Origin of the sequence: Pseudomonas sp. ICMP 460 (genome assembly GCF_002723595.1) — a bacterium.
Classification (GTDB): Bacteria; Pseudomonadota; Gammaproteobacteria; order Pseudomonadales; family Pseudomonadaceae; genus Aquipseudomonas; species Aquipseudomonas kitaguniensis.
On the sequence record NZ_LKBR01000034.1, the window covers coordinates 18,666 to 29,590 of the forward strand.

Below are 10,925 nucleotides of genomic sequence, written 5' to 3' on the forward strand. Positions count from 1 at the left end.
TGAACATAACGATAGCTCGCTAACTATCAGAAACTTCAAACCGGCGTGGCGGTGTAGCCTTCTTCGCTGATCAGGCTGATCACTTGGTCGGCAGACAGGCGACTTTCAACCGCGACTGTTTGCGCCGCCAGGTCGACGTTCACGCTCGCCGCCGGGTCCTGGCTGTGCACCGCTTGGGTTACCGCCCGAACACAATGGCCGCAAGTCATTCCTTCAACGCTGAATACGTGCATCACATGACTCCTTTACTGAGGGTGAGCGCAGTGTCGACCTTGCCACGATGGCAAGGTCAAGCGTCTAAACGTAGCGCTTAAACGATGCGCCGGGCTGGTATTCGGTCGCAGCCTCGGCCAAGCTTCATCTCTCTTGGATATGAATCATGGAGCATTGCCATGCGCTGGTCGTTTTTTAGCCTTATCGGCCTGTTGAGTTTGTCTGCCGCTGCGCCCATGGCGAGTGCCGATCAAGATTATGCGGTGCTGATCATTTCCCGCGAGCGCCTGGAAGTGCCGACCAACTGCGAAATCGGCCTGTACATTCAGGACCAACTGGCCGGGCGCCTGTTTCAGGAACAGTCCACCTCGTTCAACTTGCCCGCAGGCAACGTGTCAATGCGCCTGAAGTTGCTGCCGGGGCAATCCCCCGGCTGCCTGCCCGGAATGCTGGCGCCACCGGAGCAGAACATCACGCTGAAAGCCGGTGATGTGAGTAAGTGGCGTATCGCCCAAGGCCCGGACGGTATGTACCTGAAACCTGCCGCGCTGGAATATTAAACACGCTTGACCTTCCCCACAGGTCAAGGTTGATCATAGGGGCAACTTCTCTAGGAGAGCTGCCCCATGAACCGACCCACCACGTTTGATCTGCCGATCAGCGGCATGACCTGCGCCAGCTGTGCTGGCCGAGTCGAACGCGCGCTGGGCAAGGTGCCGGGGGTGCAAAACGTCAGCGTCAACCTGGCCAACGAACGCGCACATGTCGACGTGCTGGGCCAAATGGACCCCGACGTATTGATCGCGGCCGTCGACAAAGCCGGCTACACCGCGACCCTGCCGCACAGTGAAACCGCTACCGATGCCAACCAGACTCAACGCTTGCAGCGCGAGCGCGGGTGGCTGTTGCTCGCCATTCTGTTGGCGCTGCCGTTGGTAGTGCCGATGCTGGCAGCACCGTTCGGGCTGCACTGGATGCTTCCCGCCTGGGTGCAGTTTGCATTGGCCACGCCGGTGCAATTCATCGTTGGCGCGCGCTTCTATACAGCGGCCTGGAAAGCCGTGCGGGCCGGGGCCGGGAATATGGATGTGTTGGTGGCTATCGGCACCAGCGCCGGTTACGGCCTAAGCCTCTATGCCTGGCTCAGCGCGCCGGCGGGCACTGCGCCGCACCTGTATTTCGAAGCGTCCGCCGTGGTCATCGCCCTGGTGCTGCTGGGTAAATACCTGGAGAGCCGCGCCAAACGCCAGACCGCCAGCGCCATTCGTGCCCTCGAAGCCCTGCGCCCGGAACGCGCGATTCGGCTGCGCGACGGGCGCGAAGAAGACGTCGCGATCAGCGCGTTGAGGCTCGGTGATCAAGTGGTGGTCAAACCCGGCGAGCGCTTTCCGGTGGACGGTGAAGTGCTCGACGGCCAAAGCCATGCGGACGAGGCGCTGATCAGCGGCGAAAGCCTACCGGTGCCGAAACAGCCCGGCGACCCAGTCACCGGCGGCGCCATTAACGGCGAAGGCCGTTTGCTGGTGTGCACGCGGGCGTTGGGCGCAGAAAGCGTACTGGCACGCATCATCCGCCTGGTGGAAGACGCCCAAGCGGCCAAGGCGCCGATTCAGGCACTGGTGGATAAAGTCAGCCAGGTATTTGTGCCGGCGGTGCTGGTGCTGGCGCTGATCACGCTGGTGGGTTGGTGGCTGTACGGCGCGCCGCTTGAGAACGCGATTATTAACGCGGTGGCGGTGCTGGTGATCGCGTGCCCGTGCGCACTCGGCCTGGCTACGCCCACCGCGATCATGGCCGGCACCGGCGTCGCGGCGCGCTACGGCATATTAATCAAGGACGCCCACGTGCTGGAGCGCGCGCATGCGGTGAGCGCGGTGGTGTTCGACAAGACCGGCACACTCACCTGCGGTGCGCCGAAAATCGCTCATCTGGCGGCAGTCGATGGCGATGAGCGCCTGCTGTTGCAACAGGCCGGCGCGCTGCAACGCGGCAGCGAACACCCGTTGGCCAAGGCCGTGCTCCAGGCCTGCCGCGAGCAAGGGCTAAGCGTGGCGAATGTGAGTGCCAGCCAAGCCCTGGCCGGGCGTGGCATTGCCGGCACACTGGATGGCAAGCAACTGGCGCTGGGCAATCGCCGCATGCTCGAAGAAAACGCGTTGAGCGCCGGGGACCTGGGCGCCAGCGCAAGCCAGTGGGAAGCCGAAGGCCGCACGTTGTCGTGGCTCATTGAACAAGGCGCACAACCGCGTGTGCTGGGGGTGTTCGCGTTTGGCGACACGCTCAAACCCGGCGCCCTGGCGGCCGTGCAGCAACTGCGAGCGCAGCAGATCAGCAGCCATTTGCTGACCGGCGACAATCGCGGCAGTGCACGGCTGGTGGCCGACGCGCTGGGCATCGACGATGTACACGCCGAAGTACTCCCGGCCGACAAAGCCGCCACGGTCGCCCACCTTAAACAGAGCGGCGTGGTGGCGATGGTCGGCGACGGCATCAACGACGCCCCGGCCCTGGCCGCCGCCGATATTGGCATCGCGATGGGCGGCGGCACTGACGTGGCCATGCACGCAGCCGGTATCACTTTGATGCGCGGCGACCCGCGCCTGGTGCCTGCCGCGCTGGAGATCAGCCGCAAGACTTACGCGAAAATTCGCCAAAACCTGTTCTGGGCCTTTGTGTATAACTTGATCGGCATTCCCCTGGCCGCGTTCGGCCTGCTCAACCCGGTGTTGGCCGGTGCGGCGATGGCCATGTCCAGCGTGAGTGTGGTGGGCAATGCGTTACTGTTAAAAACCTGGAAACCCAAGGATTTGGAGGATCAACGCCCATGAATATCGGCCAGGCCGCTCGCCACAGCGGGTTGAGCGCAAAGATGATTCGCTACTACGAATCCATCGGCTTGCTCAACGCTGCGCAGCGCACCGACAGCGGCTATCGCGTGTACAGCGGCGACGACTTGCACACGCTGGCGTTTATCAAGCGTTCGCGCGATTTGGGGTTTTCATTGCAGGAAGTCGGCAAGTTGCTGACGTTGTGGCAAGACCGGCAACGCGCCAGCGCTGACGTGAAAGCCTTGGCGCGTGGGCATATTGAGGCGCTGAATCAGAAGATTCGCGAGCTGGGGCAACTGCGCGATACGTTGCAGGACCTGGTAGAGCACTGCCAGGGCGATCACAGGCCCGATTGCCCGATTCTCAAGGAATTGGCTTCAGGTAACTGCTGCCTGATTGAATCCAACTGAATAAGTGCAAGACAAACTGTGGGAGGGGGCTTGCTCCCGATGGCGGAGTGTCGGTCAACACCTGTATTGACTGACACCCCGCTATCGGGGGCAAGCCCCCTCCCACAGTTTTTNTACCTGAAGATTATTGCATCCAGGGCGGTGGCGGGGGCTCGTCCGGTACTTTGCTCTGTGGCACATCATCCGCCGCGCGAATCGCTTGGCGACGCTCGTCATCCAGCCGTGCCGCTTCGATCTCGCGGATCACGCCATCGACGTCCGCCAACTCTTCCGGCTCGTCGAACTCGCCGGTCAAGATGCTCGCCGGGTGCAAGGTGCCGGCTTCGTACAACGCCCACATTTCCTTGGCGTACTTGGTCTTCTTCAGCTCCGGGGCAAAGCGCCCGAAGTAGGAAGCCATGTTGCCCACATCGCGCTCCAGCATGCTGAACGCGTGGTTGTTGCCCGCTGCATCGACCGCTTGTGGCAGGTCGATAATCACCGGGCCGGTCGGCGTGAGCAGCACGTTGAACTCGGAGAGGTCACCGTGCACAAGGCCGGTACACAGCATCAGCACGATCTGCGAAATCAGGAAGGCGTGGTATTCGCGCGCCTGATCGGGCTCCAGCGTCACATCGTTCAGACGCGGCGCAGCATCGCCGTACTCGTCAGCCACCAGCTCCATCAACAGCACGCCTTCAAGGAAGTCGTAAGGCTTGGGCACGCGAACGCCCGCACCGGCCAAGCGGAACAGCGCCGCTACTTCGGCGTTCTGCCAGGCATCTTCGGTTTCTTTCTTGCCGAATTTGGAGCCCTTGGCCATCGCTCGGGCCTGGCGACTGTTACGCACCTTACGGCCTTCCTGGTATTCGGCCGCCTGACGAAAGCTTCGTTTATTCGCCTCCTTGTAAACTTTGGCGCAACGCAATTCGTTGCCACAGCGCACCACATAAACAGCTGCTTCTTTACCACTCATGAGTGGGCGCAGCACCTCGTCGACCAGACCGTCCTCGATCAGGGGTTCAATGCGTTTAGGAGTCTTCATCAGCTTTTATTGTGGGTCCTTTATTACCAAATACGCGTATGGCACTCGTTATACGGCAATCCACTCGCCGGTGGGAGGGGCTACCGACCTTTGACGCGTTAAGAATGCATTCAATATGCCAATTTTTTGCTCGATTCAACGCTCGATAATCGCCGTCACACCCTGCCCGCCAGCCGCGCAGATAGAAATCAGCCCGCGCCCCTTGCCCGCCGCGTCGAGCAACTTGGCCAGGTTGGCGACGATACGCCCGCCGGTGGCGGCAAACGGATGACCGGCGGCCAGCGAACTGCCCTTGACGTTGAGCCGGCTGCGGTCGATGGCGCCCAACGGCGCGTCCAGGCCCAGGTGCGTCTTGCAGTAGTCGGCATCTTCCCAGGCCTTGAGTGTGCACAACACCTGGGCGGCGAACGCTTCGTGAATTTCGTAGTAATCGAAGTCCTGCAAGGTAAGGCCGTTTCTCGCCAGCAAACGCGGCACCGCGTACACCGGCGCCATCAACAAGCCTTCGGCGCCGTTGACGAAGTCCACCGCTGCGGTTTCACCGTCGCGCAAATACGCCAGAATCGGCAAACCGCGCTCCTTGGCCCAGGCTTCACTGCCCAGCAACACCAACGCTGCACCATCGGTGAGCGGCGTCGAGTTACCGGCGGTGAGCGTGCCCTTTTCGCTGCGCTCGAACGCCGGTTTAAGGCTGGCGAGTTTTTCCAGGGTCAAGTCAGGGCGCAGGTTATTGTCGCGGGTCAGGCCGAGAAACGGCGTGAGCAAATCGTCGTGCCAGCCTTCGGCGTAGGCCGCGGCCATTTTCTGGTGGCTTTCCAAGGCTAACTGGTCTTGCTCGGCGCGCGGTATCTGCCAGGTTTGCGCCATCAATTCGCAGTGCTGGCCCATCGACAGGCGCGTGCGCGGTTCGCCGTTGCGCGGCAACTCCGGCTTGAGGTGCTGCGGGCGAAGTTGTAACAAGACTTTTAATTTATCCGCCATGGACGTGCTGCGGTTGGCGCGCAGCAAGAGCTTGCGCAGCCCTTCATTTACCCCGATCGGCGCATCAGAGGTGGTGTCGACGCCGCCGGCAATACCGCATTCAATCTGCCCCAAGGCAATTTTGTTGGCCACCAGCAACGCAGCTTCGAGGCCGGTGCCGCACGCCTGCTGAATATCGTAGGCGGGCGTTTGCGGCGAGAGGCGCGAGCCCAGCACGCATTCGCGGGTCAGGTTAAAGTCGCGCGAGTGCTTGAGCACCGCACCCGCCGCCACTTCGCCGATGCGCAGGCCGTGCAGGTTGTAGCGTTCGATCAAGCCCTCCAGGGCAGCGGTCAGCATCGCCTGGTTGCTCGCCGTGGCGTAGGGGCCGTTGGAACGGGCGAAGGGGATGCGGTTGCCGCCTATAATCGCTACACGGCGCAATTGAGTCATGGAAAACTCCCTGAAGGTTGTGGGTTGAGTCTTTGAGACTAGCCTCAATCGAACGACTTTCACCTATCGATGGTCCACCGTTTGAACCCCAGCACTCGGAGAGCGTTCCATGTCTGACCGTTATATCGACTTCGCCAACTCAGGCCTCGGCCAACGCCTGGTCGCCGCCATTGGCCTGCCGTCACCGGTACGCCTGGAACGCTGGCAAGCCGGGCGCCTGCGCCCCGTGGAAGGCGCGCTGCTGCTGGGCGGTGGCGAACTGGCGGCCAAGGTGCTGCCCTTTGCGAACAAGCTCACCGACGCGATTTACAGCTACGGCCCTGCACCGCTGGCGGCGCCCGCGTGGATTCCGGGGCACGGCCCCAAGCTCAAAGCCGTGGTGTTCGATGCAAGCGCTTTGCAGCACACCGACCAGCTCAAGCAACTGCGCGAATTCTTTCAACCGCTGCTGAAAAATCTCGATCACAGCGCGCACGTGGTGATCCTTGGCCGTGCGCCGGAAAGCCTCAAAGACCCGTTCGCCGCCAGCGCCCAGCGCGCCCTTGAAGGGTTCAGCCGCTCATTGGCCAAAGAGTTGCGCAGCGGCGGTGTGTTGCAGTTGCTGTACGTCGGCGACGGCGCCGAAGACCAACTGGAAGGCGCGCTGCGGTTTTTTCTGTCGCCGAAAAGCGCGTATATCTCCGGCCAGGTGATTCGCCTGCAGGCGTGCGCCACGCCGGTTGAGGATTGGACGCGCCCGCTGGCCGGGCGCAAGGCACTGGTCACCGGCGCCGCGCGTGGGATCGGCGCCGCCATCGCTGAAACCCTGGCGCGCGACGGCGCACAGGTGATCGTGCTCGACGTGCCCCAGGCCAAAGCCGACCTCGAAGCCTTGGCCGCGCGCCTCGGTGCCCGCGCCATCGCGCTGGATATTTGCGCTGAAGACGCGGCCACGCAGTTGATCGAACACCTGCCGGACGGCATCGACATCGTGGTGCACAACGCCGGTATCACCCGCGATAAAACCCTGGCGAACATGACCCCGGACTATTGGGACGCGGTGCTCGCGGTCAACCTCAACGCGCCGCAAGTGCTGACCAAGGCGCTGCTGGACAGCGGCACACTGCACGACAATGGCCGCGTGGTGCTGCTGGCCTCCATCAGCGGCATCGCCGGTAATCGCGGGCAAACCAACTATGCCGCGAGCAAGGCCGGTTTGGTCGGCCTGGCGCAAGCGTGGGCGCCGTTGCTGGGCGAACGCGGGATCAGCATCAATGCGGTGGCGCCGGGTTTTATCGAAACCCAAATGACCGCGCACATCCCGTTTGCCCTGCGTGAAGCCGGGCGGCGCATGAGTTCGCTGGGCCAGGGCGGCTTGCCGCAAGACGTTGCCGAGGCGGTGGCCTGGCTCGGCCAGCCGGGTTCCGGTGCGGTCAGCGGCCAAGCGCTGCGGGTGTGCGGGCAAAGTCTACTGGGAGCATAAACATGGATTGGCAGACGTTAGGCAGTACGCCGTTGTTGCCGCCGTTGTATTGGCGCGCGGCGCTCAAGCGCAAGATCACCGGCAGTACGTTGCCCGAACAGGGCTTGCGTTGCCGCGTGCAGGTGAACCCCACGGACGTGGCGGCCTACCGTAAGGTCTGCGGGTTTGCCGACAGCCCGATGCTGCCGGCGACGTATCCGCACATCCTCGCGTTCGGCCTGCAGATGCAACTGCTGACCGCAAAAAACTTCCCGTTCCCGCTGCTCGGGCTGATTCACCTGAGCAACCGTATCCGTATCCATCGGCCTCTGGGCGCCGTGAGTGATTTGACGGTGGCGGTGCACGCACAAAACCTGCAGCCACACGCCAAGGGCGCTACTTTTGAGGTGGTCACCGCCGTGGTCGACTCGCTCGGCCTGCTGTGGGAAGCCGAGAGCCGCATGCTCTGCCGGGGCGTAAAACTTGATGGCGCGCCCACCGATCACACAGTGCCCAGCCCCACGCAGGTCAGTCACTTGACCGCCTGGAAGGCACCTGCCGACATTGGCCGGCGTTATGCCAGAGTGTCCGGCGATTACAACCCGATCCATTTGAGCGCACTGACCGCCAAACTCTTCGGTTTCCCGCAGGCCATCGCACACGGCTTGTGGAATAAGGCGCACACCCTCGCGGTATTGGGCGAACACCTGCCTGCGGCGAATATCGAAATAGTCGTCGAGTTCAAAAAGCCGGTACGCCTGCCGAGTGAAGTCACGTTACTCACCAGCGCGCCCGGCTCCAGTGGCGAGCTGCTGTTAAAGGGCGCGGGCGATATTGAACACATGGTCGGTCGGTGGCGGCCGATTGCCTGAATACTCACCGGCCAGGGTTTAACGCGGTGGGTAATTGGAGAGGATTTTAGCCACGGTGGTGCGAATCGCATTGCTGCGGTCCTGCGGGTTGGGCGAGCTGGCCATCATCTGCTCGTCACTGCCGCGCCACACCAGCTTGCCGTCTTTGCCATCCAACAGGTCGATCTGCAGGGTCGCGACTTTATAGGTGACATTGCGCGTTTCGTTGTACACCGGCGCGCCCCAATAACCATTCCACGGGCCACCCCAAGCGCCGCCGTAGTTGGTGGTGACTTGCTGCTGGCGATCTTCGACGATCAGGTAGGCCTGAATGTTCAGGTCGGCTTTGGCGCCTGCCGCTGCGGGGCGCAAACCGCGCTGGTCAAGCTGCTCGCCCACGGCCTGGCGCACACGTTGCTCGGTGAGGTCACTCTCGATGCGCGGATCGTCCGGGCGATATTGCAAGGCCGGGCTTTTCCAGGCCCAACTGCGGTAGGCGCCGAAATCACGGCTGGCGTCAAAATCGTGGTTAACCTGGCTGGTCTGGCAACCCCCCAACAACACAACAGCAGCCAGTGCAGCGATGCGACGAAGCATGGTGTTTCTCCAAAAGACGGTGTGAGCCTGAGATAAGAATAGCGGCTAACTGGGCGGGTAAGCGGTCATGGCCTTCTGCATCGCCTCGCGCAATGCATCAGCGCGCTCACTCAGGCTGCCCTGGCTGGCGGTTTCGGCGCTGGTGCTCCAGACCGGCTGGCGGGTGCGCGCGTCAAACAGGCTGATACGTGCCACCGCTACCGTCACTTCATAAGTGCGCACGATTGGCACCGTGTTGTAAGCGCCATAGCCGTTCCCATAGCGGTTATAACCGCCATAACCGCCGCCACCATAGCCGTAGTCGTCCTGAACTTGCCTGAGGCGCTTTTCGATGCGCACGTCGGCGCTGACCAGCAGGTCGGGCGCGCGGTTGTCATGCAGCGGGCGTAAACCGCGCTGGTCGAGGGCGCCGCTGACCGCTTCGGCAATTTGCGCCGAGTCAGCCCACGCCGTGCCCGCAGGCAGTTGGCCGTTCAGCCAGCCCCAACTGCGGTAGGCGCCATAGTCACGCACCGGCGCCGGGTAGGCGCTGGCATCAAAGGTATTCGCCGCCTGGATCGGCGCGGGCGGTATCGGCGCCGAAGCGGCCACATAAGGGTTGGGGCTGGAGCAGGCGCTCAGACCCACCGACAACAGGATCAAACAGAGACGACGCATTTCGACCTCCGCAAACTGGGCCGCTTAAATCGGACGGCATATCCAGTGTAAATAACGCCCAAGCCCGGCAAAGCTTGGGTGACGACGGTGCGCGAGTTCCATCTCCAACACGCCCTGCAAATCGGCGCGGGCCTGGAATTCCACCGGCATATAGTCGTGAAACACCCGCACGCCACTTTGGCTTTCGACCTGCCAAAGCCCTTCGAGTTGCGCCGCCAACTCGCGCGGGTCGAGCGGTTGTTGCGGCGTGAGGCTCTGCTTTTCGCCGGCCATGTCGTTCTTGCGCATCTTGCGGAAGTGGCCTTTGAGCAAGTTGCGATAAATCAGCGCATCGCGGTTGTAGAACGCCAGCGACAGCCAGCCACCAGGCACCGTGAGCTGGTGCAGCACCGGCAATATCGCATGCGGCTCGGCCAGCCATTCCAACACCGCGTGGCACAGCACCAGGTCGTAAGGTTCGGTGAGTTGGCCGAGCAGTTCTTGCCACGGCGCATGAATAAACGTAGCAGTCTGCCCGGCCTCGGCAAACCGTTGACGCGCGCCTTCGAGCATCGGCTCGGCCGGTTCCGCCAACGTTACCTGATGGCCGCGTTCGGCCAGCCACAGCGACATATGCCCCAAGCCCGCGCCGATGTCCAGCACACGCAACGGGCGGTCCGGCAGGGCTTCGACCAGGTCGGCCTGCAGCACCGCCAAGCGAATCGCGCCCTTGGCACCACCGTAGATTTTTTCGGCAAAACGCGTGGCCAACTGGTCGAAATGACGATCACTCATGGGCAAACCGCCGCTCGCTGTCGGCCAGTTTGGCGCGCACCACCTCGTTCATGTCCAGGCCCAACTCACTGCACAGCAACAGCAGGTAAAGCACAATATCGCCGACTTCCTGCCCGGCATGCGCAAGCTTGTCGGCGGGCAACTGGCGCGACTGGTCTTCGGTCAGCCATTGGAAAATTTCCACCAGCTCGGACATTTCGACGCTGGCCGCCATGGCCAGGTTTTTAGGGCTGTGGAACTGCTTCCAATCGTTGGTATCGCGAATACGGTGCAGGCGTTCGGTGAGGTGTTCAAGGTTCATGCGGGGGCTCCTGAAGGTGTATAGCTTCGGGGGGATGAAGGATGAAGGCAAGTGAATCCCTTGGGCATATTCAGGTTGTTTGCTGCAGGCCTCCAAGACCACAATCCCCCAAGCAGAATGCATTCAAACTGTGGGAGGGGGCTTGCTCCCGATGGCGGTGGGCCAGATAAATATTTTTCAACTGACACACTGCTATCGGGAGCAAGCCCCCTCCCACAAAAAGCAAAAAAAAAGCAGACCTGCTGTGTATGCAAAAGCCGCCCTTGATCTGCTTCAACCACTCAGGTCGGCTTTCAGGCCGCCGTGCTTTTGCTTTTGATCTAAGAAGCGCCCCGTTAAACCACGATGGCCGCACGCAGGCTTGAATCCGTGGGTAACCCGGCAGGACGCCGGGTTAGGCGCGCTGGGCCAAGGAT

At 62.2% G+C, this 10,925-nt stretch carries 12 protein-coding genes; 5 read left to right on the plus strand and 7 right to left on the minus strand.

Annotation, left to right across the window (positions count from 1 at the left end):
* Positions 1–35 precede the first annotated feature (35 nt).
* Positions 36–233, minus strand: coding sequence for a heavy-metal-associated domain-containing protein (locus AO240_RS20285; RefSeq protein ID WP_099238693.1), 198 nt, complete (start codon positions 231–233; stop codon positions 36–38).
* 159 nt (positions 234–392) lie between these two features.
* On the opposite strand from AO240_RS20285, the gene AO240_RS20290 reads away from it, so the two are divergent.
* The 3 genes from AO240_RS20290 (at position 393) to cueR (ending at position 3,451) form a co-directional block, all read left to right on the plus strand.
* Positions 393–773, plus strand: coding sequence for a hypothetical protein (locus AO240_RS20290; protein ID WP_099238695.1), 381 nt, complete (start codon positions 393–395; stop codon positions 771–773).
* 66 nt (positions 774–839) lie between these two features.
* Positions 840–3,041 carry a cation-translocating P-type ATPase gene (locus tag AO240_RS20295; protein ID WP_099238697.1) on the plus strand — a complete coding sequence of 734 codons (2,202 nt, stop codon included), beginning with the start codon at positions 840–842 and terminating at the stop codon, positions 3,039–3,041.
* A complete protein-coding gene (gene cueR, locus AO240_RS20300) occupies positions 3,038–3,451 on the plus strand; it encodes a Cu(I)-responsive transcriptional regulator (RefSeq protein WP_099238699.1) in 414 nt (137 codons plus the stop codon). Before AO240_RS20295 ends, cueR begins: the two co-directional genes overlap by 4 nt.
* A gap of 124 nt (positions 3,452–3,575) precedes the next feature.
* Here the strand turns inward: cueR and AO240_RS20305 are convergent, their stop codons facing one another.
* Together AO240_RS20305 and AO240_RS20310 are read right to left on the minus strand one after the other, a co-directional pair.
* Positions 3,576–4,475, minus strand: coding sequence for a PA4780 family RIO1-like protein kinase (locus AO240_RS20305; protein ID WP_058414639.1), 900 nt, complete (start codon positions 4,473–4,475; stop codon positions 3,576–3,578).
* Positions 4,476–4,610: 135 nt separating this feature from the next.
* The gene (locus tag AO240_RS20310; protein ID WP_099238701.1) at positions 4,611–5,888 is read right to left on the minus strand and encodes an acetyl-CoA C-acetyltransferase; all 1,278 of its coding nucleotides are present in this window, start codon (positions 5,886–5,888) and stop codon (positions 4,611–4,613) included.
* Between the two features lie 109 nt (positions 5,889–5,997).
* On the opposite strand from AO240_RS20310, the gene AO240_RS20315 reads away from it, so the two are divergent.
* Both AO240_RS20315 and AO240_RS20320 read left to right on the plus strand, forming a co-directional pair.
* Positions 5,998–7,350, plus strand: a complete 1,353-nt coding sequence (locus AO240_RS20315; RefSeq protein WP_099238703.1) for a 3-oxoacyl-ACP reductase — start codon at positions 5,998–6,000, stop codon at positions 7,348–7,350.
* A gap of 2 nt (positions 7,351–7,352) precedes the next feature.
* Positions 7,353–8,201, plus strand: coding sequence for a MaoC family dehydratase (locus tag AO240_RS20320; RefSeq protein WP_099238705.1), 849 nt, complete (start codon positions 7,353–7,355; stop codon positions 8,199–8,201).
* A gap of 18 nt (positions 8,202–8,219) precedes the next feature.
* On the opposite strand, the gene AO240_RS20325 is transcribed toward AO240_RS20320, so the two are convergent.
* From AO240_RS20325 to AO240_RS20340, 4 genes are read right to left on the minus strand one after another with little or no spacing between them, the layout of a single operon-like run.
* A complete protein-coding gene (locus tag AO240_RS20325; protein ID WP_099238707.1) occupies positions 8,220–8,777 on the minus strand; it encodes a DUF4136 domain-containing protein in 558 nt (185 codons plus the stop codon).
* Positions 8,778–8,822: 45 nt separating this feature from the next.
* Positions 8,823–9,434 carry a DUF4136 domain-containing protein gene (locus tag AO240_RS20330; protein ID WP_099238709.1) on the minus strand — a complete coding sequence of 204 codons (612 nt, stop codon included), beginning with the start codon at positions 9,432–9,434 and terminating at the stop codon, positions 8,823–8,825.
* A 24-nt stretch (positions 9,435–9,458) separates the two neighbouring features.
* A complete protein-coding gene (locus AO240_RS20335; RefSeq protein ID WP_099238711.1) occupies positions 9,459–10,208 on the minus strand; it encodes a methyltransferase in 750 nt (249 codons plus the stop codon).
* Positions 10,201–10,509: a MazG-like family protein gene (locus tag AO240_RS20340; RefSeq protein ID WP_071486172.1), complete on the minus strand. Its 309-nt coding sequence runs from the start codon at positions 10,507–10,509 to the stop codon at positions 10,201–10,203. Before AO240_RS20340 ends, AO240_RS20335 begins: the two co-directional genes overlap by 8 nt.
* Between the last annotated feature and the right edge of the window lie 416 nt (positions 10,510–10,925).